This is a genomic window from Paenibacillus sp. FSL H7-0737 (assembly GCF_000758545.1).
GTDB lineage: Bacteria > Bacillota > Bacilli > Paenibacillales > Paenibacillaceae > Paenibacillus_AQ.
The window spans coordinates 4,902,218-4,927,757 of the sequence record NZ_CP009279.1 but is presented as its reverse complement, the minus strand read 5'-3'; the positions used below and the strand labels follow the sequence as shown (position 1 = coordinate 4,927,757).

At 43.1% G+C, this 25,540-nt stretch carries 21 protein-coding genes; 17 read left to right on the top strand and 4 right to left on the bottom strand.

Annotation, left to right across the window (positions count from 1 at the left end; translation table 11 throughout):
* Window positions 1-172: 172 nt before the first annotated feature.
* Window positions 173-1,159, bottom strand: a complete 987-nt coding sequence (msrA, locus tag H70737_RS21645; RefSeq protein WP_042190568.1) for a peptide-methionine (S)-S-oxide reductase MsrA — start codon at window positions 1,157-1,159, stop codon at window positions 173-175.
* 99 nt (window positions 1,160-1,258) lie between these two features.
* Window positions 1,259-1,879: a TVP38/TMEM64 family protein gene (locus tag H70737_RS21640; protein ID WP_042190566.1), complete on the bottom strand. Its 621-nt coding sequence runs from the start codon at window positions 1,877-1,879 to the stop codon at window positions 1,259-1,261.
* Between the two features lie 165 nt (window positions 1,880-2,044).
* On the opposite strand from H70737_RS21640, the gene H70737_RS21635 reads away from it, so the two are divergent.
* The 9 genes from H70737_RS21635 to H70737_RS21590 all read left to right on the top strand — a co-directional run bounded on the left by H70737_RS21635 (window position 2,045) and on the right by H70737_RS21590 (window position 10,792).
* A complete protein-coding gene (locus H70737_RS21635) occupies window positions 2,045-2,980 on the top strand; it encodes a Gfo/Idh/MocA family protein (RefSeq protein ID WP_042190564.1) in 936 nt (311 codons plus the stop codon).
* A 25-nt stretch (window positions 2,981-3,005) separates the two neighbouring features.
* A complete protein-coding gene (locus tag H70737_RS21630) occupies window positions 3,006-3,329 on the top strand; it encodes a protein YxiS (protein ID WP_042190561.1) in 324 nt (107 codons plus the stop codon).
* A 124-nt stretch (window positions 3,330-3,453) separates the two neighbouring features.
* The gene (locus tag H70737_RS21625; RefSeq protein ID WP_042129916.1) at window positions 3,454-3,771 is read left to right on the top strand and encodes a winged helix-turn-helix transcriptional regulator; all 318 of its coding nucleotides are present in this window, start codon (window positions 3,454-3,456) and stop codon (window positions 3,769-3,771) included.
* 250 nt (window positions 3,772-4,021) lie between these two features.
* Window positions 4,022-4,753, top strand: coding sequence for a hypothetical protein (locus tag H70737_RS21620; protein WP_042190559.1), 732 nt, complete (start codon window positions 4,022-4,024; stop codon window positions 4,751-4,753).
* Between the two features lie 254 nt (window positions 4,754-5,007).
* Complete coding sequence (gene ric / locus H70737_RS21615; RefSeq protein WP_042194315.1) at window positions 5,008-5,703, top strand: iron-sulfur cluster repair di-iron protein; 696 nt, start codon at window positions 5,008-5,010, stop codon at window positions 5,701-5,703.
* A 539-nt stretch (window positions 5,704-6,242) separates the two neighbouring features.
* Entirely contained in the window at window positions 6,243-6,953 is a 711-nt protein-coding gene (locus H70737_RS21605) for a hypothetical protein (RefSeq protein ID WP_042190553.1), read from the top strand.
* Window positions 6,954-7,171: 218 nt separating this feature from the next.
* Window positions 7,172-9,595 carry a nitrite reductase large subunit NirB gene (gene nirB, locus H70737_RS21600; protein ID WP_042190550.1) on the top strand — a complete coding sequence of 808 codons (2,424 nt, stop codon included), beginning with the start codon at window positions 7,172-7,174 and terminating at the stop codon, window positions 9,593-9,595.
* A gap of 32 nt (window positions 9,596-9,627) precedes the next feature.
* A complete protein-coding gene (locus H70737_RS21595; RefSeq protein WP_042190549.1) occupies window positions 9,628-9,948 on the top strand; it encodes a nitrite reductase (NAD(P)H) small subunit in 321 nt (106 codons plus the stop codon).
* Window positions 9,949-10,000: 52 nt separating this feature from the next.
* Window positions 10,001-10,792 (top strand): formate/nitrite transporter family protein, encoded by a 792-nt coding sequence (locus H70737_RS21590; protein ID WP_042190547.1) that lies wholly within the window; start codon window positions 10,001-10,003, stop codon window positions 10,790-10,792.
* A 174-nt stretch (window positions 10,793-10,966) separates the two neighbouring features.
* On the opposite strand, the gene H70737_RS21585 is transcribed toward H70737_RS21590, so the two are convergent.
* Entirely contained in the window at window positions 10,967-11,692 is a 726-nt protein-coding gene (locus H70737_RS21585) for a Crp/Fnr family transcriptional regulator (protein ID WP_042129903.1), read from the bottom strand.
* A gap of 417 nt (window positions 11,693-12,109) precedes the next feature.
* Between H70737_RS21585 and H70737_RS21580 the strand changes: the two genes are divergently transcribed.
* From H70737_RS21580 to pgmB, 3 genes are read left to right on the top strand one after another with little or no spacing between them, the layout of a single operon-like run.
* Window positions 12,110-14,416: a glycoside hydrolase family 65 protein gene (locus H70737_RS21580; protein ID WP_042190545.1), complete on the top strand. Its 2,307-nt coding sequence runs from the start codon at window positions 12,110-12,112 to the stop codon at window positions 14,414-14,416.
* Window positions 14,413-16,695: a glycosyl hydrolase family 65 domain-containing protein gene (locus H70737_RS21575; protein WP_042190543.1), complete on the top strand. Its 2,283-nt coding sequence runs from the start codon at window positions 14,413-14,415 to the stop codon at window positions 16,693-16,695. The genes H70737_RS21580 and H70737_RS21575 overlap by 4 nt, the downstream gene beginning before the upstream one ends.
* 32 nt (window positions 16,696-16,727) lie before the next feature.
* Window positions 16,728-17,366 carry a beta-phosphoglucomutase gene (gene pgmB, locus H70737_RS21570; protein ID WP_042190540.1) on the top strand — a complete coding sequence of 213 codons (639 nt, stop codon included), beginning with the start codon at window positions 16,728-16,730 and terminating at the stop codon, window positions 17,364-17,366.
* A 322-nt stretch (window positions 17,367-17,688) separates the two neighbouring features.
* On the opposite strand, the gene H70737_RS21565 is transcribed toward pgmB, so the two are convergent.
* On the bottom strand, window positions 17,689-18,150 hold the full coding sequence (locus H70737_RS21565) for a hypothetical protein (protein ID WP_042190537.1): 462 nt from the start codon (window positions 18,148-18,150) through the stop codon (window positions 17,689-17,691).
* Between the two features lie 695 nt (window positions 18,151-18,845).
* Between H70737_RS21565 and H70737_RS21560 the strand changes: the two genes are divergently transcribed.
* From H70737_RS21560 to H70737_RS21540, 5 genes are all read left to right on the top strand, one after another.
* Window positions 18,846-20,639, top strand: a complete 1,794-nt coding sequence (locus H70737_RS21560) for a cache domain-containing sensor histidine kinase (RefSeq protein ID WP_042190535.1) — start codon at window positions 18,846-18,848, stop codon at window positions 20,637-20,639.
* A 19-nt stretch (window positions 20,640-20,658) separates the two neighbouring features.
* The gene (locus H70737_RS21555; RefSeq protein WP_042190532.1) at window positions 20,659-21,987 is read left to right on the top strand and encodes a response regulator; all 1,329 of its coding nucleotides are present in this window, start codon (window positions 20,659-20,661) and stop codon (window positions 21,985-21,987) included.
* Between the two features lie 117 nt (window positions 21,988-22,104).
* Window positions 22,105-23,025 (top strand): carbohydrate ABC transporter permease, encoded by a 921-nt coding sequence (locus H70737_RS21550; RefSeq protein ID WP_042129891.1) that lies wholly within the window; start codon window positions 22,105-22,107, stop codon window positions 23,023-23,025.
* Window position 23,026: 1 nt separating this feature from the next.
* Complete coding sequence (locus H70737_RS21545; RefSeq protein ID WP_042190530.1) at window positions 23,027-23,899, top strand: carbohydrate ABC transporter permease; 873 nt, start codon at window positions 23,027-23,029, stop codon at window positions 23,897-23,899.
* A gap of 132 nt (window positions 23,900-24,031) precedes the next feature.
* Window positions 24,032-25,495: an ABC transporter substrate-binding protein gene (locus H70737_RS21540; protein WP_042190528.1), complete on the top strand. Its 1,464-nt coding sequence runs from the start codon at window positions 24,032-24,034 to the stop codon at window positions 25,493-25,495.
* The last annotated feature ends 45 nt before the right edge of the window (window positions 25,496-25,540 follow it).

Sequence of the window (25,540 nt, the reverse complement as noted above, 5' to 3'; positions counted from 1 at the left end):
CCCTACAAGCATAAACGCTTACCGTCTTTATAAAGACGGTAAGCGTTTATGCGAGAAATATAAGAATAATGTATAATGTGAAACTTATACATTATTCTTATATTTTAAGAGAAAAAAACGGTTGTCATCCTAAAAGGACGACAACCGTTTTTTATGTGCTGAGGATTGATGTTTAGGCAGGCTGGAAGAGTATGCGATACTCCCCGTATCCTTCCTTCTCCAAATCCTCTTTCGGTACAAATCGTAGCGCCGCCGAATTTATGCAGTAGCGTAAACCGTTTTCTCCGGGACCATCGTCAAAGACATGGCCTAGATGGGAATCCGCTACTTTGCTGCGCACCTCAGTGCGGACCATCAAATGGCTGAGATCCGTCTTTTCCTTCACAGCGTAGTCCCGGATCGGACGAGTGAAGCTTGGCCAGCCGCAACCGGAATCGTATTTATCCTGCGAGCTGAATAACGGTTCGCCAGATACGATGTCTACATAAATACCATCTCCATGGTGATCCCAAAAATCATTCCGGAAAGGAGATTCTGTTGCACTGTTCTGAGTGACTTCATATTGAAGAGGGGTTAAACGTTCTTTCAAACTTTGTTTGTCCTCTTTATGTGTCCAGTGGGTTTCGATAAAATCCTCTCGGCCAGAACCTTTGCGATAACGTTTGTAGTGGCCTGGATTCTTATGATGGTAACCTTGATGATATTCTTCGGCAGGATAGAAGGTGGCTGCCGGGAGAATCGGGGTTACGATCGGACTAGAGAACCGACCGCTTGCTTGCAGAGCTGCCTTGGAAGCTTCTGCTTGTTCTTTTTGTTCCTCCGAATGGGTAAAGATTGCTGTTCCGTAAGAAGTCCCGCGATCATGGAATTGTCCACCTGCGTCGGTAGGGTCAATTTGCTGCCAGAACAGCTCAAGTAACTTGCTATAAGGGAAAATATCTGGATTGAACGTAATTTGTACAGCTTCAACATGTCCTGTCGTTTCAGAACAAACTTCTTCATAGGTTGGGTTCACTGTATGACCGCCGGTATAGCCAGAGACGACACTAATGATACCTGGCAATTCTTCGAACGGCGAGACCATGCACCAGAAGCATCCACCTGCAAAGGTTGCTTTTTCTGTCTTGGTATTTATATGGTTAGTCTGATGTTCACTCATTGATATCCCTCCATTCACATAATGCAATTAAATAGATCACAATTTAATTATAAAGCAAATACTAACTGCCTGCCAGTTTGTAACCGATAAGTTCTTTCGCTATCGGCTGTTCTTCGCTTCTTGAGAGCGCGGGCGCAAGCTCAGTCCAGCGATAATTAGCACAGCGGCATAGGCGATGATGGCAATAACCGCACTTACAAGGTCCTGAAACAGATGATCCCCAAGGAAAGCGTATAATGCAATTCCCGGTATTTTTCCTATGCCGGAAGCAGCAATATAGCTCCAAAAAGGTAGACCGGCAGCTCCAGCGTAGATGTTAACCGCTGTTTGGGGAATGATTGGCATGAGTCGTGCTAGGACAATCGAAGCGAAAGGTCGCCGCTCAATGCCTACTGTGAACTTTTCGAGTGCGGGAATGGAGGCTAAATAAGCTCTCGCTTGGCTTTGAAACAAGTACTTCACAACACCAAAAAGGATTGCGGCAGCCAAATTAGTAGCTAGCCAGCAAATCAAGGCTCCCACTAAACCTCCGTATGCATAACCGAAGAATCCGATGACAGCTTTATAAGGGACAACTGGAAACAGGGCCAGTAAAGTTGCAATCCCTATAGAACTGAAAAGATTATGATCCTCTTTCATCCAGATTAGGATGTCATATCTGTAGATAAACGCAAGGATTGTACCCGAAACATAAAGAACAATCGAGAACCATTTCTTCATAGATAATATGCCCCTTCTTCCACTCATTCATCTCATCATACGGGATATGAAGTAAATATTGAAGCAAAGATCAATTGTCAGAGAATGAGAAGCAGGTATAATAGCATTTGTAGAGAACAAAGAGAAAAGAACGATATATTGAAGTGTTAAGAGGGGGATGGATCAGTGATTGTACCTGAACGTAAAAGAGTCGCCATAATAGGAATCGGCAATATAGCCGGCAAAGTATATTTACCACTGCTCTCTCAGCATGATTATGCCGAGGTAGTTGGTGTTCTTAGTCATTCACCGACAACGGTGGAGCAGGCCGTTCATACCTACCGTTTTCCTAAAGGGACGACTAATCTGGAAGAGCTGTTATCTTGGGATCTGGATGCAGTATTTGTACATAGCCCAACAACTACTCATTATGATATAGTAACAAAATGTCTCGAACGTGGGATTTCGGTATATGTAGATAAACCACTTTCCTATGATCTAGAAGAGTCCAGAAGGATGGCAGAGCTAGCACAAGATAAGGGGCTTTTGCTAGGAGTGGGCTTTAATCGCCGTTTTGCCCCAATGTATGTCACCGCCAAGCAATGGCTTGAAGAAGTTGGCGGAATTAGTCATTGCAATGCGATTAAACATCGAACGAAGCTACAAACAGGCAGCAGCCGCGAAACCGTGCATGATGATCTGATCCATCTGCTTGACCTGCTGTTGTGGTTGTGCGGAGATCATTATGAACTGCTTCGTAGTCATCTTCACTCTAGTGGAGAAGGTCGTCTGCTGCAGGCATCTGGAATGTTGGGCTGGAATCATAGCGCAGTAGGGATGTACAGCATGGTTCGTCAAGCTGGAGTGAATCTGGAGAAGCTTGAGCTGCACGGAAATGGCAGATCGGTGGAAGTAATGGATCTGGACAAGGCCATTCTTTATGAAAAGGATGCCTTACCGCATATTCAAGGCTTTGGAAGCTGGGATACTATACTCGATAGAAGAGGTTTTAGTGGAGTGGTCAATAATTTTCTTAGCAACATAAATACACCAGAGCTTTGCAGCATTGCTGCTTCAGCGGTACTGCCTAGTCATATGCTGGCGGCACAGCTTGCTGAATGAGGTCTCTGAGAAAGGAGAAGAATATATGGAGGATAACCGTAAATTAGTGGAGGAACAGATCATCGAAAGTTATAAGCGCGAAGAAGAGATGATGATTCTTGTATTCGCTCAGTGGTGTGTAAATAATGGACTCGATCCACATGCTCTATACTTGCAGGCTTATCCGCAGCAGGAAGGGAATGAAGCCTTGCGTCAGGCACTTGCCCTCACGGTTTCCGCAGAGGAAGCGGGGGACATTTCTGATGACACCGTTTTGGGTGTACTTTCGCTTTTTGGAAATGATGACTTGGCACAAATCGTAACTGAAGCGATTGCTCTAAGGGGATCTAAAGGACCAATGGGGGATTGACATTGGGGATATAATAATAGAGTCAGATGAACTTTTTTCGGTAAACGATGTTCATCATGGTTAAAATGTGTTAATATTATATATACTAACTAATAGTAAGTTTCGCTAGTGAGAGGTGAGAACAATGGAAGAACATCAATTTGCGATGTGTCCCAGATTTGAGACAGCCTTCTCTTTCTTAGGCAAACGTTGGAATGGACTTATTATTCAGACATTGATGAGTGGACCGAAGCGGTTTAAAGATATCTCCGGCCTCATTCCTTCAATGAGCGATAAGATGCTGTCCGAGCGGATGAAGGATTTGGAAGGTGAGGGTATCCTGGTTAGGCATGTATACCCAGAAACACCCGTACGTATTGAGTACGAATTAACAGACAAAGGCCGTGCATTGCAGCCTGTTATGCAGCAGATTCAGTCTTGGGCTGAGAGCTGGGTAGACTAAAATTCACAGTGATGTTGTGGCCCTTTTTCCGGAATGGTGGAAAAGGGGCTTTTCAATTTCTAAATATTAGACAGTGACAGTTTTGTTCCAATCCTTTATGCTTGAAAAAAACTTGCACAGTTTAAAAATAATTGTAATATAATAGAAAAACATTGTATGATCCTTGAATGGAAGCGCTCGCGTATTGGTTTTTGCTCAAATCTACTCAGCTGGAGTACAGGCATAGCAAAACTATTAGGAGGCGAGGGAGATGAAGACGAAGACGACCCTGTTTTCCCGGGAAATAACGTATGGAAAAAAGGATGTTGCTGAGCTAGAGAACGCTTCTATCAAAGTACAGCTCATCTATGACAAGACGTTGTTCATGCTGCATAGCCATCTTCCTGATTCCTTATGGGATGCGTGGATTGGCGTGCCTTACAGCATTATCTCTTCACTCTACAAAGGAAATAATGATAGTGGGACTATTTTTCAAAAATGGATTCAAAGTCCGACAGGTTGGAAGTGTATTGGTTGTGAACGGCACTGTCTGGAGTCCACGGAACCTCCACAAGATGTAAATGTGGCGAATCATGGGCGACAATATAAGTTTCATAACGGCATTCGCCAGAGTATGGTGCTTCAAGCCTTAATTTGGTCCATGTACGAGAATACCGTATTATTCAAACCCTTTTTAGGCGACGAGCCTTTTTTTGACGATGATGATTTGCATACGATATCCTCTTATTTCGTTCCAACTTATCTTAATGAATTCCACCTTATTGAGCGGTCTAAGCCATGTAAAGAATACAAAGATCAGGATATACGAGTCTTTCAGGAATGGATTTCCGCACCTGATCTTGTCCTTAAATGGAATGGTGGCTTGACGGAAGGCAGATGGATGACCGGTGTTTATATGGATCACTCCCGTTTTGCCGGATTAGGACCTTATTTGAAGGATTCAAAGGGACAGCGGACGTATATGCAGGCTTATGTGCAATAAATTGAGTTGAAAAAGCACCTTTGTAGGCAAAGGTGCTTTTTTGCGTTTACGTTGCATGTACAACAATCTCCAATTTCGTTCAAAAATAAGATACAATTTCCGTGCGTACAATCACAAGTCAAAGTTCCTTTCAGGGTTAAGGTGAACAAGTGGATAAGATTTATTCAGAACCTAATCCCATAACCCAAGGAGGAGCTATAATGGAAACTAAACAACTTAATGATAGTATTTCGGATTCGAAGCAAGCACAACCGATACAGGCTGGGTTTACCCCAGATGCACTAGTGAGGGATATTGTATTGCAGTTCCCTAAAGCGGTAGATTATTTCAAAGCAAACCGGATTGATTTTTGTTGCGGTGGAGCTAAACCTCTTGCTGAAGCAGCTGCTGAGCGTGGTCTGGATCACGAGATAATCATCGGCGATCTAAACAAGCTGTTCGAAGAGTATCCAGTACCCCAAGAGGAAATCGCTTGGAATACTGCACCTTCAGAAGAGTTAATTGACCATATTATTAACAAACACCACCGTTATCTTCGTGAAGAGCTACCCCTCATTAGCCAAAATGTAACTAAGGTGTATCGAGTGCATGGCGGGGATTCTCCCCATTTGGTGGAGTTATATAACTTGTTCAACACACTTAAGGAAGATTTACTTGAGCATACGGCTAAAGAAGAAGAAGATGAGTTTCCTAAGCTGTTGACATACGCTGCTAATCCTAGTCAAGAAGGCCTGACATCGCTTCGTGAGTCATTGTCTGAGCTGGAGAGTGAGCATGATGGTGCGGGCGATATTTTGAGAAAAATACGTAGTATAACAGATGATTTCACTCCACCGGCGCATGCTTGCACTACCTATCGATTGACATATGCCCGGCTGGAAGAGCTGGAGAGTATGACTTTTGAACACGTTCATTTGGAGAATAATATATTGTTCCCTAGGTTTCAGTGAAGATGAATAGTGTTCTAAAGAGTCCCTTAGGGGGCTTTTTTTATAGGAAATTATAGAATGTAAAGAAATGCGGATAACTCCGTTGAAAAAGGTAGAAGAAATGATCGTAAAAAATATGGGTAAGATCGATTGATGGATAGATGGATGGCAGGCAGGCAGGCAGGTGGAAGGATTGCTTAAAAGCGGACTACGAGATAGGGCTGAACGAGCAAAAAGAGGGGGATAAATCCCCCAGAATATGCGAAATGACGCCGAATGAGCAGAAAGAAGGGGATAAATCCCCCAGTATATGCGAAATGAAGCCGGATGAGCAGAAAGAGGGGGATAAATCCCCCAGAATATGTGAAATGGCGCCGGATGAGCAGAAAGAGGGGGATAGAGGTTAGCTTTTTAAAAAGTTTTTGTCAATTTTAGAAGTAAGCTTGTTATTACTTATTTGAGAACATGGCTTGTTTAAGTTATCCTTAAAAAGACAGAATACATAACTTTACAAGCCTGAGACGCTATATGGTCATTAGGCGGGACAAGGCGGTGCCAGGATGCCCATGCGATCTTTGTGGAAATTGATGCTAGGATTAGTCATTGTATTCATAATAGGTGGATGCTCTACTAACAATGACGGCAATAGTAATGCTAATAATGGTGTGGCAGGATCAGAGGGACCGACAATATCAATAAGGGTTGGAGATAATGAACTGCTTACTAAACCATCGGATAGGTTACTTAGTGGGAGTTATAGAAATGGAATATCGATCATGGAGCTACTGAAAGGTAGTAATGTTGCCACATTTGCTGAGGATAACTCAAGCATTGTTTCGGTAAAGGATTTTTCGCTAGAGGCGGGAATGGTTTGGGAGCTTCAGATGGGCGGTCAAATCATTGGGAATGCGGATTGGAATAATACTGTAGGGTATGATTCACAGCTAGTCTTCACCGCGAAGTCGAAGGACCATCAAGCACCACTTCAAACTGTAAGGCTGACCTTGAACGGTGGAAGTGTTGAAGTAGACTTGCATCATACGTATATTATGTTATTTGAAGAGGATTTAACTGTAAGAGATTTGCTTAAAAGCTGTAGTAGCGTACAGTTGGCCGATGACAATAAAAAGGTGCTTTCCGTCGACGATTATACTCCTCTTAGTAATGAAGAATGGAAGCTGAAGGTGAACGGAAAACAACTACTCGATGATGGAATGGATATGAAGCTCAGGGCTCAAGATGAATTGGAGATTTTATTGACTTTACGCTAAAAAATCGTACATTAAGCCAGAGAAACGGTTGTTCAGAATCGTTAATCTGGCTTTTTATGTGGAAAAGATATCTAACAATTATCAGTACACTAAAGTGTGAAAATATTCACAATTGAAGTGACTGCAATCACAATGACGACTTGAATTTGAACCGTATAATTCCAATATGTAGAAGAGAAATTGATCAGGTATTCATAAGCTTGAGGAGGCACCTAACCATGACAACGATAAGAGAAAAACTAGTATTAGTCGGCAACGGTATGGCAGGCATAGGTACGATTGAGCAGATATTGAAGCTGGGTGGAGCTTATGACATCACGGTTTTTGGAAGTGAACCTCATCCCAATTACAATCGGATCATGTTGTCTTATGTTCTTGAAGGAAGTAAGACCCTTAATGATATCATCCTAAACGACTGGAATTGGTATGAAGACAATAATATAACTCTACACACGGGAACAATGGTGACACGAATTGATGAAGGCTCGAAGCAAGTTGTTACGGATAGTGGGATGCTAGTCCCCTACGACAAGGTAATTATTGCGACAGGCTCGAATTCGTTTATTTTACCTGTACCTGGCAGTGATAAAGAGGGCGTTGTAGGATTCCGGGATATTTCAGACTGTGATGCGATGCTGGCAGCGGCCAAACAATACAACAAAGCAGCTGTCATCGGCGGGGGTTTGCTTGGGTTGGAAGCGGCAAAAGGTCTTGTGAACCTTGGCATGGATGTTACCGTAGTTCATTTGATGGAAGATCTGATGGAGCGTCAGCTTGATCGGAATGCCTCCTCGATGCTGCAAGCTGAGCTGGAGCGTCAAGGCGTGAAATTTTCTATGGGCAAACAAACGGTAGAATTGAGCGGGGAACAGAGAGTAAGTGGATTGTGTTTTAGTGATGGCAGTACGCTTGCTGCAGATTTTGTGGTAATGGCTGTTGGAATCAAACCGAACGTGACATTGGCAAAAGATAGCGGAATCTCCGTAAATCGTGGGATCGTGGTGGATGATTATTTGCAAACTTCCATGCAGAATATATATTCCATCGGCGAATGTGCTGAGCATCGCGGTATGTGTTACGGACTGGTGGCTCCACTATTTGAACAAGGCATGGTTCTAGCTAAACATTTATGTGGTAGCGATACCAAGCCTTATGAAGGTTCGATTGTTTCCACGAAGCTTAAAATTTCTGGGGTGGATGTATTTTCTGCAGGTGAGTTTTTGGATTCTCCTGAACACACTGTGATTTCAAGCAAAGATGAATGGAAGAGAACTTATAAGAAAATTTTGCTCAAAAATAATGTGATTGTCGGTGCGGTTTTGTTCGGTGATGTAACGGAGTCCGCGAATTTGCAAAAGCTAGTAAAACAAGGCGCGGTAATGACCGATGAGATTTATACGGAGGTTATGGGAACAGGCTGCTGCGGTGGCGGAGCTAAGAAGAGCACATCCGTAGAAGCTATGGCGGACGAAGAAATTGTCTGCGGCTGTAATGGTGTAACTAAAAAAGCGATCGTAGATGCTGTCACTGAACATGGTTTTACTACTGTGGATGAGATCAAAGCATGCACTGGCGCTACTCGCTCTTGTGGTGGTTGTAAACCCGTAGTAGAACAAATCCTGCAATTTGTCTTAGGTGACAGTTTCCAGCAAGCTGCTAAGCAAGGTATTTGTGGGTGCACAACGCTTAGCCGTGATGAAATTGTTGCTGAAATTACAGCTAAAGGTCTTAAAACAACAAAAGAGGTCATGAATGTACTCGGTTGGAAACAAGAGGAAGGCTGCTCCAAGTGTCGTCCGGCGATTAACTATTATCTAGGGATGATGAACCCTGATACCTATCAAGATGAGAAAGAATCCCGATTTGTAAATGAAAGAATGGGTGCCAATATTCAAAAAGATGGAACCTACACCGTGATACCACGCATGTATGGTGGGGTAACTACGCCGGAGGATTTGAAGAAAATCGCCGACGTCTCCCTTAAATATGACGTGAAAGTTGTGAAGGTAACTGGAGGGCAACGCCTGGATCTAATCGGTGTGAAGAAGGAAGATTTGCCTAAGGTATGGGAAGAGCTGGATATGCCTTCAGGCTACGGTTATGCCAAATCCCTGCGTACGGTTAAGACTTGTGTGGGCTCCCAGTTCTGCCGCTTTGGCACACAAGATTCGCTGGGAATGGGCGCGCTCATAGAACGTAAGTATGAACGTCTTGATTTTCCTGCCAAGTTTAAAATAGCTGTCAACGGCTGTCCACGTAACTGTGCGGAATCCTGCACGAAGGATATTGGCATCGTTGGAAATGATGGTGGTTGGGAAGTGTTTATCGGTGGTAACGGTGGGATCAAGCCACGGATCGCAGACTCCTTCTGCAAAATTAAGACCGATGAAGAGTTAATCGAAGTGTGCTCCGCTGTGATGCAATATTACCGTGAGACCGGCAATTATTTGGAGCGAACATCCGAGTGGGTTGAGCGTATGGGACTTGAGCGGATTCAAATGGTTATTTTGAATAATGAAGATAATCGCAAAGAGCTGGCCGCACGGATTGACTTTGCTCTGACTCAGGTTACGGATCCTTGGAAAAAAATGCTCAATGACAGCAGCACTCGTGCTGCGCTTTTTGAAGAAACAAGAGTCTAGCGGATATAACGCACACAGAAGGGGAGAGACCAATGAATAAGACAACACAAACGTATCCAATAGGATCAGTACAGGATTTCCTGCTGCAGATTGGCCGTGTGGTGATTGCTGGAAATGTGGAGCTGGCTGTATTTCGTACCTCTGACGGAGCGATCTATGCACTTGAGAATCGGAGCCCTCATCCAAAAGGGGGGCCGCTTGCGGAAGGGATCGTTTCGGGTCACTTTCTTTATGATCCACTGTATGATTGGAAAATAGATCTTCGCACGGGTGAAGTTCAGGCACCGGATCAAGGTATCGTTATGACTTATCCAGTCTCCCTTGTCGGAGACATTGTGACAGTGAGCTTGTAGACACCGAAGCTTGTAGTAAAGGATGAAATAGAAAACGGTGGGGTGGAGTATTATGTTTACTCAAAGTGTGGAGAACATTGTCGAGGCGGCAGTCAGCAAGCGAGACCAAATGAATGAAAGTTTACCAAGATATTTTCTAGCAGCCCTTTTGGCAGGGGCATATGTAGGCATTGGGATTATCCTTATTTTCTCGCTGGGAGCGCCTCTAGCGGCTGCCAAATCGCCTTTCCAACCCCTCATTATGGGTGCATCCTTCGGTATTGCCTTGACTCTTGTTGTGTTTGCAGGCTCAGAGCTGTTTACCGGAAATAATATGTTCTTTACGGTTAGTACACTTGCTGGTAGAACAAGTATCTGGGATACTGTCAAGAACTGGGTGCTTGTGTTTGTAGGGAATGTGATAGGGGCAGTGATTTTAGCACTTTTGATTCGAGGAACTGGGCTATTCAGTGCGGCTCCCCCAGAGCATCTGATCTTTGCGGCTGCAGCCAAGAAAATGAGCCTTCCGTTTTCAGAGCTATTTTTCCGTGGGATTCTATGTAACTGGCTGGTCTGTCTAGCGCTATGGATGGCCTCACGCGCCAAAAGTGAAACTGCCAAGCTGGTTCTAATCTGGTGGTGTTTATTTGCCTTTATTGCGAGTGGATATGAGCACAGTGTGGCTAATATGACGCTGCTGAGTGTTGCTGTGTTGCTCCCGAATCACCCTGACACCGTTACAATTGCCGGATGGATCCACAATATGATTCCTGTTACCTTAGGAAATATAATTGGCGGTGGCGTATTCGTCGGTATGGCCTACTGGATGATCTCTCCCGTGCGGGGTACTCAGACCAAGCGTTAAGAGTATATATAGTTATAGGGCTGACCCAATTTCGGGTTCAGCTCTTTTTCTTCTTGTGGTATAAAAAAAGACGCCTATGTTAGGCGCCTTTGACCACTCTATTTTATAATGTGCAGAATAATTGGGTCATATGTGTTTCATTGAGGAGAATAGAGGGTATATTATAAACGGAAATTAGATGCGGCAGATCTCGTTTGGACACATTTCGCAGTGGCAAATTTCCTGCAGCATGCCAAGATCCTTGATGACAATCATACCGTTCTCGTACTCAACCGCGTCTTTTTTACGCAAGTCGCTCAACATCCGGTTCACACTCTCACGAGTAGCGCCGATCATGTTGGACAGATCTGTATGCGTAATTTTTTTGTTGATGAGGATGTTCTCACCATCGCTGCTCTTCTCACCATAAGTATTACCAAGTCGAATGAGAGTGGAGCAAAGTGCGCCTGGTTTGCCATACATCATCAGATCACGGAATTTCGTTTGAGTTAGACGGTGATGAATGCCCATCCATTTCATAAAGTCGATGGCAAAATCACAATGTTGGCAAATGAGAATTTCTAAATCCTTTTGCTCGATGACGCCAACTTCACTTTCTTCAATCACTTCTGCAGTAAAGCTGTGCTTGGTGCTGAAGAATGGGTCCGCTTGACCTACCATATCGCCAGCTTGGTACATATAAAGAATAAGTTCTTTACCTTCATCCGTTGATTTAGTTAATTTCACACGTCCACGTTTGATATAAAACAATTTATCCGAGTAGTCGCCTTCCCAGAAAAGATGTGAACCCTCTGGAACAACGCGCTCTTTCATAGTAACAAGAAGTCTGTTGAAATTCTGTTCGGAGAAACAGTTTGTATTTCCGTGGGCTTCGATGACATTGTAATGTTCTTTTAGCATAATCGACATCCCCTTTATTCCCTCAGTTTTTCAGTAAATTTTAAATTAATTATACCTCTTTAATCTTCAATTTGGGTAAGAAAAACCATTTAAAAGTGTCGAATTTTCAACATTGTGATTATTTTCACTTCAAAAGTGCTAGATGTAATATGATTTTTAACTAAAAAGGAGTAAGAAGTATATGTTCTTTATATATCAGCAGTGGCAATCCATTATTCTTAAATAATGGGTCTGTCGCTGTTTTTTTGTTCTTATTAGATTCTACATATTATACTGCAAAAATTCATGATATAGAAATCCGTTCGATTTCAACTCCGTATAAACGCACACATCTTCATTAAGGTCAGACATTGGCGCAACGGGTATGGAACGATATCCTGAGAATGGAGCAAAAACCAGGAGAAGGGGAAATCATACATGGCTAAAGTGGCGGACAAATATCTTAAGGTAGATCCTTGGGCAATTATTGAAGAGGGCTTTGATCCAGAACGAAATCGGACCTCGGAATCTATTTTTTCACTAGGAAATGAGTATATGGGTGTGCGGGGGTATGCTGAGGAAGGTTACTCTGGGGATTCCCTGCAAGGCAGTTATTTCAACGGGCTAAATGAACAATTGGACATTGGCAATCATTATAAGGGGATTATTCGCTCGCTGAGATATATGGTAAATGCGGTGGACTGGCTGTATACGCGGATCACTGTGAATGGTGAACAGCTTGATCTGGCAAAAAGTAAAATATCGGATTATGTGCGCAAACTGGATCTTCGTAGTGGGACCTATCGGCGTGAGCTAATCTGGCACCTAGATGATGGAAAAATCTTAAAAGTTGTCTTTACACGCTTGGTAAGTATGACGATGTCTCATCTGGGACTACAGCGGGTGGAATTTGAGCCCCTTAATTTCTCGGGCAGCGTGGACATTTGTGCAGGTCTTGATTTCAGCATTATTCATGAGGAACGCGGTGAATGTATGTGGAGTAGTCTCCGCAGTGGAGAACAAGGATCTACCACAGCTATTATGGCGAGAACAGTGAATACAGCTAACAAGCTATTCTCTAGCTTTTCTTTACAATCTTCACAGCCGCTTCAGCTTACGCGAGTTGAACATGAGAAATTTATTGGACAAAGCTTTACTATGGATCTTGCTCAGGGAAAAGCGACCCATTTTACAAAGCTGGTTATCAACTATTCGGATAGTGAATCTGCCCATACAGCTGAAGAGCTGTGGAGCAAAGGGCTAGCTCTTGCTGAAAGTGCAAATCAACTGAGCGATACTCAAATATTCGCGGATCAGACGGCATATTGGAATGGTATCTGGGAGACAAGTGATATTCGGATTGAGGGCGATCCTGAGAATCAGCAGGGCATTCGTTTTTGCATTTTCCAGCTTTATCAGACTTATCATGGTGATCATCCAGGGTTCAACATCGGCGCTAAAGGATTGACTGGAGAAGTGTATCGTGGTTTGGCGTTCTGGGATACAGAGTCGTATTGCTTACCATTCTATATGTTTAATAATCCTAAGGCTGCACGGAGTTTACTGGACTTTAGATATAAGACATTACCTCAGGCTATGCAACGTGCTAAAGATGTTGATTGCGATGGCGCTTGCTACCCTATTGCTACAATAGACGGAACAGAAAGCTGTGATCTCTGGCAGCATTCGAATCTTCAGCTTCATGTAGGGACTGCTATTTCCTATGGTATCTGGCATTATGTCAAAAATACTGGGGATAAAGAATTCTTGCACAGTAAAGGCGCTGAAATGCTGATCCAGATCAGTAGATTCTATGCTACACGCGGTCAATGGGGTCAACAGAGTGGGAAATATGGATATTTTGGCGTAATGGGTCCTGATGAGTTCCAATTGATGGTGAATAATAACTGCTATATTAATTTGATGGCCCAAAAATCATTTGAATACACCTTAGACACCCTGAGTGAAATGAAAGAACAGGCACCAGAGGCTTTTGCAATGGTTGCGGAAAAGACGGGACTCCGTGACGAAGAGCTTACCGATTGGAAAAATAAAGCAGACAATATGAAGATTCCGGTTGACGAAGTGACAGGAGTATTTGAGGAGCATGATGGATTCTTCGATATGCCACATATTGATATTCATTCCATTCCTGTAACAGAGTTTCCGCTCTACTCGAACTGGTCGTATGATCGATTGTATCGTTATGACATGATTAAGCAACCGGATGTTCTCATGTTTATGTTCTTATATAATGGACAATTCTCTAAAGAAGCGAAGCTTGCTAACTATGAATATTACGAGTCTAGATGTATTCATGAGTCTTCACTTTCACCTTCGATCCATTCCATACTGGCAAGCGAAATCGGTAAGCCAGAAGAAGCCTATTCGTTCTTTGAATTTGCGACAAGACTGGATTTAGACAATTACAACCGTAACACACGCGAAGGATTGCACACGACTTCGATTGCAGCCGCTTGGATGAATATTGTGTATGGCTTTGGAGGTATGCGTTCAGATGGGGATCGTTTGTCCTTCCAGCCTTCATTGCCGGAGCGCTGGAACGAGTATAGCTTCCAAGTGATGTATGAAGGGGTATTACTACGTATTTTGGTCAACAAGACTTCAGTAACGCTCACCGCAATTAATGGGGGTAGTACTGATATTACAGTGTATGGGCAGTCAATTACGGTGGACGCATCCGGGACGACGCTTCCGCTAGGTGAAGGGATGTTGGCTCGATGAGCTGGGCGGTTAGGGATAGCTGTTTTGACAAGCAACTTGTGACGACGAACGGGAACAAATATATGTTAGGCAATGGCTATATGGGATATCGCGGGACACTTGAGGAATTCGGTAAAACTGAGTTAGTTGCCGTAACTTTAGCTGGTCTATATGACAAAGCGGGAGATAAGTGGAGAGAACCTGTCAATGCTCCTAATGGATTATGGACCAAGATTGTCTGCAACGGTCAACCTTTAAGTGTGCTAGAGCAAGAACCGAGCTCTCATGTTCAGGAGCTGAATATTCGTAGTGCCATTCATCATCGGAGCACTGGCTATAGTCTATCTGATGGTGGGATGTTGACATTTACAGCAGATCGTTTCGTAAGCCAGGACAATCTTCACCTGCTCGTTAGTAAATACTCTATCCATAGTACACAGGACTGCCAAATTGTGATTGAGACCGGGATTGACGTAGATGTATGGGATATCAATGGTCCCCACCTCTATGGTCAAAAAGTACAGTCACAGGGTGAGGTACTAGTCTCTTCCTCCACTAGTGGAGAATTGAACATTCCGGTAGTTGTGGCGGAGAGAGCCGTATTTAATTTCGGAGATCAGCAACTGGATGAGGGCGCTAGTATTCGCCGGATTTCTTTTGAAGCGCGTGCGGGTGAGACCTATGAATGGTTTAAGTACGTTGCGGTATATACTGGACTTGATGTTAGTGTACCGGAGTCAGAAGCAGTAAAGTCTGTTCTAGCTGCTGAAACGCTCGGTTATGACGAGTTATTACAGGCTCATCGCCAGCAATGGGAAGAAAGATGGTCGCTTAGCGATGTCATTATCGAAGGCGATGAGGATGCTCAGTTTGCTCTAAGATACAGTATTTATCAGCTGTTAATTATTGCACCTACAGTTTCGGAAAAGGTTTCTATCCCGGCTCGAGGTTTATCGGGTCAGGTCTATAAAGGGGCCGTATTCTGGGATACGGAGATGTTTATGCTGCCTTTCTTCCTGCATACTGATCCAACGGTTGCTCGCAACCTGATGATGTACCGGATTCATACCTTGGACGGAGCTCGCCGGAAGGCCGCGGAATATGGTTTTTTGGGAGCATTCTATGCTTGGGAAAGTCAGGATACAGGAGACGATGCTTGTACACTGTTTAATGTGAATGATGTATTTACCGGTCGACCAATGCGGACTTATTTCCGTGATAAGCAGGTTCATATCAGTGGGGATGTTGTACATGGGATCTGGAAATACGTTCAATTTACAGGTGACGAGAGTCTGCTGACTAGCGGAGGGGCGGAAGTGATCTGGGAATGTGCCCGGTTCTTCTACTCTTATGCTTACTATAATTCAGTAAAAGAACGCTTCGAGATTCTAGATGTAACAGGTCCAGACGAATATCATGAGCGTGTGAACAATAATGCTTTTACGAATGCTTTGGTTAAGGAGACACTGGAGATTGCCTTGCGCACAGCAGAATTGCTGCAAGATAAGTATCCGGAAGTGTACAACCAACTGTCTACAGAGTTTAGTGAAGGTCCGTTTCTGACAGAGTTCAAAGCTATGCTGGATAGCTTCTATGTTCCGCAGCCAGACCCTGCCAGTCTTGTCATCGAACAATTCGACCGTTACTTCACCTTAGAAGATGTTAGGCTGCCAGATTTGAAATCCCGTGTACTTAACAAAAATGAGTATTTGGGTGGCGGTAATGGATTAGCCACAATCACAACAATACTGAAGCAAGCGGATGTCGTATTGATGTTAAATCTATTCAAACATTCCTTCACCAAGGAAGTGAAACAAGCGAACTGGGAATTCTACGAACCGCGCACCGAGCATGGGTCAAGTCTTAGTCCTTGTATCTACGCTTTGGTAGCTGCCGATATTGGTTCGCCGGATTGGGGATATCCATATTTTATGCGCACGGCTACTGTTGATCTCACGGGAGAATCTAAGCAGTACGTAGGCGATCTTTATATCGGTGGTACCCACCCAGCCGCTAACGGTGGTGCTTGGATGGCTGCGGTGCTTGGTTTTGCAGGGTTGGATTATGATGGGGGAACTGTCCATATCAAACCTTCACTGCCTAAACATTGGCAGTCTGTTGAGCTTCCGGTTACGCTTCGGGGGAATACCTTTAAGTTGCGGATCAGCAAGGATGAAGTTACAGTTACCACAGCAGCCGACTACAGCGGGACTCTGGTGTTCTCGGTACAAGGGGGAGAAGGAAAGTCCTGTGGTGCAGGTGAGAGCTTGCGTCTAACCTTGGCCGAAACAACAGTATAGTCATTAACTAACAACGGAGAGGAAGTAAATCCATGTTGCAAAATATGAAAGGCGCCATTTTCGATCTGGACGGTGTTATTGTAGATACGGCCAAATATCATTATTTGGCTTGGGCGAGTCTTGCTGACGAGCTAGGCTTTACATTTACAGAGGAGGATAACGAACGTCTTAAGGGCGTGAGCCGGATGAGATCGCTCGATATTCTTCTGGAAGTTGGTGGCCTACAATTTGAAGAAGCGGAGAAGCTTGCGATGGCGGAGAAGAAGAATCGCCTATATGTAGAGTACATCTCTAAGCTTGAGGAGTCGGAACTGCTTCCTGGGGTCAAAGAATACTTAACAGGACTGAGAACGCGCGGGATTGGAATTGCGTTAGGTTCAGCTAGTAAGAATGCAGAGTTTATTTTGAATAAGCTGAACATTACGGATCTGTTCGATGCCGTAGTTGACGGTAACAAAGTGTCACTTGCCAAACCGGACCCGGAGGTATTCTTGATCGCTGGTCAGGAGCTAGGCTTACAGCCGGACGAATGTGTCGTGTTTGAGGATGCGGAAGCGGGCGTTCAAGCAGGTAAGGCTGCAGGTATGAAGGTAGTAGGCATAGGTAAGCCGGAAGTGCTGAAGGAAGCCGATATGGTTGTAAAAGGATTGTATGAGTTATTGACAGACTAAGGCTCTGAGCTAGTGTAATGAAGCCAATAGATTTAACTAATTAACTATAGATGAAAACAATTCTAGATTGAGATGAGACTGGCTTAAAAGTAGATACTACTTATAAGCCGGTCTTTATTTAATTCCAGCCTTACAGCGTAAGGAAACTTTGATAAACAAAAAAACATGCCAATATAAATAGATGCGACTTGAAACTAACTTACAGAAATTAAATAAAATCTTTGATTGCAAAAAGCGACCTAGCCAATATTCTATCGCAAAAAAAGGGGGTATCAAAAGGACAGAAATGACCTCTTGATACCCCTTTAAAATGAATTCGCAATTATAATTGGTAAATGCGAGTATGTCCGTTGACAGTACCACCTGTAAATATTACATCAATTGACCTTACGGAATCATTTGAAACGAAAAATCCATGGCATTCATAACCTAAAATTCTATTATCACCGTGAGCGAAAACGGCAGAGCCCGTACCAGTGATTTTCTGAGCATTAGAAAAAATGCCGAGTGTAAAATCTAATGAGAATGTTGCATCTAGTCCCCAACCATTTCGACCAACGTAAATCCCAGTTTCATCCCATTCTCCCGCGCTTGAATCGCCGTTCATAAGAACGAAGCTTTTGTACGAAGTATTCGCACCGTTTATTCGAATGAGCAAACGTCTATCTTGTCCTTGAGCAGCCAATTCCCCTGTTGCTAAGATTTTGATAAAACCATTTTGGGGATTACAATCACACCGTGTTTGAACTCCATTTGCAAAAGAAACGTCTGATATTAGTTGCAATTCAAGCCCTCCTTATTGGTAAACCGTACCTCAGTGTTCTTATTAAATACCAGGGTCGGTAAAACCTAGGATTTGAAAATACTGCATTAATTATTCGTATCAAGAGGCTGGACTATTCGAATTGTACTCTTTCAAAAGACGTTGGGAATTTTAGTAGGATGCAGTCATGGAGTGGAGGTTTGGAGCTGGAGAAACGAAGTGGTCGCCTTTATCCTCGGATTTCTACCGCCAAGCGGTATAAAATCAGGAAATTCGTGGATAACAGCGATCGTAAGCCTAAAAGCTCCACGTAGTGACGTACATATCACCGTACCCTCATAATCCTTCCTAGAAATGACCAGTTATAAGTGTCCCCCAAAGCCCCACGCAGTGGTCCCTGCCCGCCCTCCCTTTTTTCTGTTTTCGGTTTTTTGAGAGGGAAGAAGGTCATGGAGAGGAATTTTGGAACTGGAGGAGCGAAAGCGTCCGCCTTTGTCTCCGGATTTTATCAGCCAGTAGCGGTATAAATCAGAAAATCTGGAGACAACAGCGGCCGTAAGTCCAAAGTTTCCTCGTAATGACACCATGATTCCCTCTCATTTAAATCCGCACAACAGAAAAAAACTACATACAAATGACCATAAAAAACTTTAAAATGAACATATGTAAGCGTTTGTCCCTTTGATATAGTTATTGAACCCGGAGGTGTGACTATAGTGTTGTCTAGGCTGATTAGATTGATTCGAAAGCTGAACGTCAAGCAGCAGCTCATCCTGCTATTTCTGATTATGATTTCTCCGATCTTCTTTTTGAACATATATGGGAATTTGAAGGCAGAGCAAATACTGAAGCGCCATGTTACGAATGCATATGTGGAATTGAACAAGCAGAACTTTACGATCATTAATCGGGATATCGATACAGTTAATAAAATCACTACCACCGTGATTCAAAATCCTCTGATTCAGCAAATGAATATGACTGGCTCGGATACCATACTGGAGCGGGTCAAACGATATGAGACAATAGAGAAGCTGTTGGTCAGTTACTCTCAGGGGGCTGAACGTGGTGATGGCATCTATTACTCCCTTTATATATACGATCCGAATGATTATTACTTTTTCGCTCCCAATTTTCCACAGGTTAAGAAGGCGGGAGTTTATTTCTTTTCTAAAGCCGAAGAGCCTTACTGGTTTGAGGAGGTTGTTCAGAAGAAAGGACGCGGCTCACTGAAGTTCACGGAGAGGCTAAGCGCTCAAGCGGAGAATTTAAAGACACTTACTTACATGAGAGCTGTAAACAACATTTCCAGAAAAGCGGAGACTATAGGGGTTTTGGTCATCACCAAAATGGACTCTAAAATTGGAGAATCTCTCAAATCCATCTCTTTGCCTGACGGCGAAATTTATTTAACAGATTTAAACAATCGTGTTCTCGCCTCCACTACGAATAATACTGGAGAAGTGATTGAGCTGCCGGAGACGGTTGTTGCCGAGGATCTGGAAGGTACAGTGGATGTGATTACCTCCGATTTTATCTATGTGGTTAACAATAACCATGCGCTTGGACAAAAACTGGTCTACAAAGTTCCGGTGAAGGCGCTACTGCAGCAACAGAACGAAATGAAAAGTGTTATTCAATATATCACCGTGGCTTATGCAGTATTTGGACTAATTATGATTACGTACTTCTGGCGTTCATTAATGACTCCTTTGCAAAAGCTGGCTTTTTTCGTGCGAAAATACGAGCCGGGTAATCGAGTTCCAGAGACACCACGGAGGGGGAGTAACGATGAGGTCAGTGTGCTGATTGCTTCTACTTATGATATGGCCCGAAGGCTGAACGGATTAATCACATACAAATATCAGATGGAGCTTAAACAGAAGGAATCCCAGCTTCAACTTCTATATCAACAAATCAACCCTCATTTGCTTTACAACACCCTAGAGAGCATTTATTGGAAAAGCTCTTTAGAAGGAAATGTCGAATCCGCCGAGATGATCAAGGAATTGTCCAAACTAATGAAGATCAGTCTTAGTCGGGGAAGGGAGCTGATCAGCCTTGAAGAAGAGCTGGAGCATGCAACGGCCTATATCAAGCTACAGCAGCACCGTTATGATTATGTATTTCAAGTTGTGATGAATATTCACCCGGATACGAAAAGCAACCTAATTCCAAAAATCACGCTGCAGCCATTAATAGAAAATGCTATTATTCATGGGGTTAAAAATATGGGCGAGGATGGTGAGATCACCATCACAGCAGTGTGTGAGGATGAAACCGTTAGGATCTCTATTGAAGATAACGGCTATAAGTCTGTTGACTATGAAGCCATAGAAGCTGTATTGAATGATGAAAGCCCCAATCCCACTAGCGGTTATGGTATCCGCAATATTAACCAGCGTATTCATTTACATTTTGGCTCTGATTATGGCATCAGCTATACCCCTCGTACAGAAGGCGGAACGCTAGTAACAGTTAAGCTTCCGAAATCGGAGAATCAGGACTAAGGAAGGGGAGCATGCAGATATGTTCAATATATTGGTTGTGGATGACGAACCATTGATTTGTAAAGGATTGAGCAATTTATTAGCTTCATCCGGGCTGGATATTTCTAATATCTATACAGCTAATAGCGGATTTGAAGCACTAGACTGTATACGTATGGAGGAAATTGATCTGCTCGTTACGGACATACAGATGGGTGCGATGAGTGGAATTGATTTGATGCAGCATGCCAAACTAGCCAAACCATGGGTACAGACCATCGTGATTTCTGCTCATGAGACGTTTCAATATGCTCAAATGGCTGTTAGGCTCGGGGCAAAGGATTATTTAATCAAGCCTTTGAATAGTGAGCAGTTTTTGGATTCGGTCCGAAATGTACTCCTTAAGATGGGGAAGCCCTCACCAGAACTAGATGTCTTCATGTCTGGAATTAACGAAAGCTTTCGACTGGAAGAGCCGCTGCCGGAATATAGCAAGCTCTTGAACGAATTGCTCATTGACCCTGGAGTTGTACTAGCTGAAGGAGATAACCTGCTGAAGCTGGATAACCTGAAGCTACAAGGGCCGTATTTTTCCGTCTTAAAACTTAAGGTACCACTGACTGGAGTAAACCAGGAGAAGCAGTATACTATTCGGGACAGACGGCTTCTTTGTTATGCTGCGCTGAACATTGCCAAAGAATTAATGGATCAGGAATGGAACTCGATAGCCTTTTATGCGCCAGATGGAGAAATTACGATCATTATTCAATGGGATGAAAAAAGCTATGAGGATTCTTCTGCCGGCCAAATCAACAGGCTAGATATACTTGGTCGTAGTCTACATTTTAATATCCATAAATATTTACATCTGAATGTGGTCATTGGCATTAGCCAGATTTTAAAGGGGCTTTCGTTTATGGCCGTGTTGAACCGTCAGGCCTCTAATGCAATTCTCTGGAATAATGAGCATAGTGACCATTACGTGTTCTATTATGGGGATTTCAACTGGAACAGTTACACGAGTGATCCTTCTGTAGAAGAACTTCATACGCATAGCAATCTGATCGTACAAAAAGCAAAAGAATATATTGACGAGAACTATGCGCAAAAAGGACTTACTATTCACGATGTGGCTAAGAAGAATCATGTTAGCCCCAATTATTTGAGCTACCTATTTAAGAAAAATACAGGTTATAACCTGTGGGAATATGTAATTAAGCTCCGGATGGAAGAAAGTCGGGAGATGATTTTGAATACCGATCTTCGCAGATACGAAATTGCGGAACGTGTGGGTTATGAATCGCCCGAGCATTTTAGTAAAATTTTCAAAAAATATTATGGGATTAGCCCCAGTGAATTGAAGAAGTAAAAACACTCATGACTTCGGTAGATATAGACATGTTCAGTACAACCCTCATTTCCTACAATTTAAGGTAGGAAGCATTTTGCGAAAAATGCTGATAGAACAATGGAATGAGGGAGCCTGATGAATCAAACCGCAGTAGTAACCGAAAACCCGGCGACGCTGAAGGGGACACCGTACAAGCAAAACCGCTGGAAGAAAAACTTTTGGGGATATATGTTCCTCGTACCTGCCGTAATTATTTTTATTATGTTCTTGTGGGTTCCAATTTTTAAAGGCTTACTGTACAGCTTCTACCATGTTGATTTTGTGAAAGGTAATAGCTTTGTAGGCTTTGAGAACTACAGTAGAGCACTTAGTGATCCAGATGTTTTGACCGCATTAAAGAACACTGGGTATTACATGTTTCTATGTCTTATTATCGGTTTTTGGGTTCCGATTGCTTTTGCCATCATGATCTCGGAGCTGAGAAAGTTTGGGGGCTTTGTACGTGTAGCGGCTTACCTTCCTTTCGTAATGCCTGGTGTGGTTCTCTATGGACTGTGGAGATGGCTTTATGATCCGGTGGGCCCGATTAATGCGTTACTAGGCACAATGGGTGTGGATCAGGTTGCCTTCTTAACAGATACAAGATGGTCGATGATTTCCCTTGTGTTTATGGAAACATGGCAGCAGTTCGGATCAGGGATGCTAATATACTTAGCTGCTGTACTCAGCATTCCAAGAGATTGGTATGAAGCCGCTGAGATTGATGGAGCAGGTATATGGGCACGTATAAAGTACATCACATTGCCTTCACTGCGTAATTTAATCTTTTTGATGCTGATCCTGCAAATTATTGGTACTTCACAAGGGTATCAGTCACAGATGGCGCTGCTTGATGGCGGTCCAAATAATACTACGCTTACCTATGCGCTGTTGATCGTGAAATATGCATTTACAAGACTCGATTATGGAACAGCTACTGCGCTTGGCATGTTAATGTTCATTGTCCTAGGTGGTTTGGGCATTTTACAGTTCAAGCTTAACAAGGAGGACTACTAAGATGAAGAGCGCAGATAGAGGAATTCTTTCAGAACACGATTTGAAAAAAACAAGTAATAAAATCGTTTATGGTTTGATGTGCGTAGTTATTTTGGTTATGGTTTTTAGCATGTTGTACCCGATTTGTATGACGTTATTCAACGGGTTGAAGTCGAATCAAGAGGTGAATTCATTCCCGCCTCATTTTTTCCCTCAGGAATGGCACTTCAGTAATCTTAAAGACGCGATGAACTATATTGATCTACCCATGTTCCTTAGAAACACCATTTATATCTTTTTAGGGAATATGGTCGTGACTCTTGTAGTTTTGGGAATGTCAGCTTTTAGTATTTCTCGTATGAATGTTCCTTACAAAAGAGCTATTTACTTCTTCTTCCTGATGACATTGTTTATTCCGGCGACCAGTTACATGATCCCGAACTTTGTCAATTTGAAGGAGCTTGGATTGCTAAATCAGTACGCGGCCTTCTGGTTGCCAGCGGGAGCGAACACGTTCTACTTTCTATTGTTAAAGAACTTTTTTGACGGGATTCATCCAGAAATCTTTGAAGCAGCACGAATTGATGGGGCCTCTGAGCCGAGAAGCTTTTTCTCCATTGCCGTGCCACTATCCATTCCGATTTTTGCTACATTAGCGATCTTTATCTTTTCTACTGCATGGAATGACTGGTTCTGGCCATCTCTGGTTATGCACAGTGAAGAGAAATATACGCTTGCGACAGCCATTTATAAATACGTTATTAATGTGAAGGCACTCAATACTAATATTAAATTTGCAATCCTGTTTATAGTATCCTTGCCTCCAATCATTGTCTTCTTGATTTTCCAGAAATTCATTATGCGTGGGGTTGCTTTGTCGGCAGTGAAAGGATAAGCAATTATCGACGGATTTATCCACGGATCGTAAACATGCACATGAAAGGAATATAAATGCACCTCGTTTGTAAACGGTTTCTAATTTATGATCGATATGTAAGATAATTATGAATTGAAAAGGGGAGTTTCAATGCGTAAGTACTCTAGCGTTCTACTAAGCGTACTTGTAGCCGGATCGTTGCTATCTGCTTGCAGCGGCAACAATAACGGAAACACAGCGGGGAACAAAGGCGGGGAAGCATCTGCTGCGCCAACAAATGCGGTAACGGATAATACAGCAACCGCTACGGATGCGCCAGTGGATGACATTACTCAAAGAAAAGTGACGATCAAGATTCACTATCCAACACCTGACCTGACTGAAATAAGAGCACAGGAAGACGACAAAATCAAACGTTTCCAAGAGGTATATCCGAACGTAGAAATCGTTAAAGACGACTGGCAGTACAATGTAAGTGAAATAGGAATCAAAATGGCTGCGAATGAAGCACCAACCTTCTTTAATACTTTTGCTACAGAAGCTAAATTCCTGGTTGAAAAGGGCTGGGTTGCTGACATCACAGATCTGTGGAACAAATATGAATTTAAAGATCAAATTAACACCGTGCTTCAAAATCAATTTATTATCGACGGCAAAGTTTTCGGAGTAACACAAAAAGGTTATGTAACAACCACTATGATCAACAAAAAAATGCTGGATGAAAAAGGCGTAGCCATTCCACCTATGGATTGGACTTGGGATGATATGCTGAATACGGCTAAAGGTGTAGCCGATGCCAAAAAAGGGATTTCCGGTATTGCTCCAATGGGTAAGGGGAACGAATCAGGTTGGAACTGGACCAACTTCCTGTTTGAAGCTGGCGGAGAGATTCAAAAAATTGAAGACGGTAAGGTTATAGCTACATTTAATTCCGATGCTGGCGTTAAAGCACTGGATTTCTACAAGAAACTTAGATGGGAAGCTAACGCGATTCCACAGGACTGGGCACTTGGTTGGGGCGATGCTGTAGGTGCGTTCCAACAAAGTCGTACAGCAATGGTAATGGCCGGATCTGATGGTGTTATCGAGCAAGCGTTGAACCAAGGTGGACTGAAACCTGAGGATGTGCTTACGTATCCTATGCCAGCTATGGAAAAAGGCGGAAAACACACAGGGGTACTTGGTGGTGACTATCTAGTAATTAATCCAAATGCTACGCCAGATGAACAAGAAATGGCATTCCGCTACATTACTTTTGATTATTTCTCTGACAAAGGTTTGGAAGCACTGGATGCAATTCTTCAACAACGTACAACCGATGGCAAATACTTTATCCCGCCGCTCTTAGACTACTACTCAGCTGATTCTGAGTTTGGTAAGAAGACCAAAGCGGTTTATGACAAGTACACAAATGTATACCAATATAGCCCTGACATTATGGGACTTTTGGATGGTAAACCTGAAGCTCAATACAACACACAGGACTATTACGCAACCATGTCCAATGTTATTCAAGAGCTGTTTTCCAAAAAAGGAACGGATTCCAAGAGCCAGCTAGAAGCAGCAGCTAAAACAGTGCAAGAGAAATTCTTTGATACGATTAAAGCGGAATAGTCTAATGCAAAAACCGGCCCCTTTGGGGTCGGTTTTTTGTTGTGA

Coding starts and splice junctions, on each gene's coding strand:
- msrA (WP_042190568.1), bottom strand. CDS start 1,159: ATGAGTGAACATCAGACTAACCATATAAATACCAAGACAGAAAAAGCA.
- H70737_RS21640 (WP_042190566.1), bottom strand. CDS start 1,879: ATGAAGAAATGGTTCTCGATTGTTCTTTATGTTTCGGGTACAATCCTT.
- H70737_RS21630 (WP_042190561.1), top strand. CDS start 3,006: ATGGAGGATAACCGTAAATTAGTGGAGGAACAGATCATCGAAAGTTAT.
- H70737_RS21625 (WP_042129916.1), top strand. CDS start 3,454: ATGGAAGAACATCAATTTGCGATGTGTCCCAGATTTGAGACAGCCTTC.
- H70737_RS21620 (WP_042190559.1), top strand. CDS start 4,022: ATGAAGACGAAGACGACCCTGTTTTCCCGGGAAATAACGTATGGAAAA.
- H70737_RS21605 (WP_042190553.1), top strand. CDS start 6,243: ATGCCCATGCGATCTTTGTGGAAATTGATGCTAGGATTAGTCATTGTA.
- nirB (WP_042190550.1), top strand. CDS start 7,172: ATGACAACGATAAGAGAAAAACTAGTATTAGTCGGCAACGGTATGGCA.
- H70737_RS21595 (WP_042190549.1), top strand. CDS start 9,628: ATGAATAAGACAACACAAACGTATCCAATAGGATCAGTACAGGATTTC.
- H70737_RS21590 (WP_042190547.1), top strand. CDS start 10,001: ATGTTTACTCAAAGTGTGGAGAACATTGTCGAGGCGGCAGTCAGCAAG.
- H70737_RS21585 (WP_042129903.1), bottom strand. CDS start 11,692: ATGCTAAAAGAACATTACAATGTCATCGAAGCCCACGGAAATACAAAC.
- H70737_RS21580 (WP_042190545.1), top strand. CDS start 12,110: ATGGCTAAAGTGGCGGACAAATATCTTAAGGTAGATCCTTGGGCAATT.
- H70737_RS21575 (WP_042190543.1), top strand. CDS start 14,413: ATGAGCTGGGCGGTTAGGGATAGCTGTTTTGACAAGCAACTTGTGACG.
- pgmB (WP_042190540.1), top strand. CDS start 16,728: ATGTTGCAAAATATGAAAGGCGCCATTTTCGATCTGGACGGTGTTATT.
- H70737_RS21555 (WP_042190532.1), top strand. CDS start 20,659: ATGTTCAATATATTGGTTGTGGATGACGAACCATTGATTTGTAAAGGA.
- H70737_RS21550 (WP_042129891.1), top strand. CDS start 22,105: ATGAATCAAACCGCAGTAGTAACCGAAAACCCGGCGACGCTGAAGGGG.
- H70737_RS21545 (WP_042190530.1), top strand. CDS start 23,027: ATGAAGAGCGCAGATAGAGGAATTCTTTCAGAACACGATTTGAAAAAA.
- H70737_RS21540 (WP_042190528.1), top strand. CDS start 24,032: ATGCGTAAGTACTCTAGCGTTCTACTAAGCGTACTTGTAGCCGGATCG.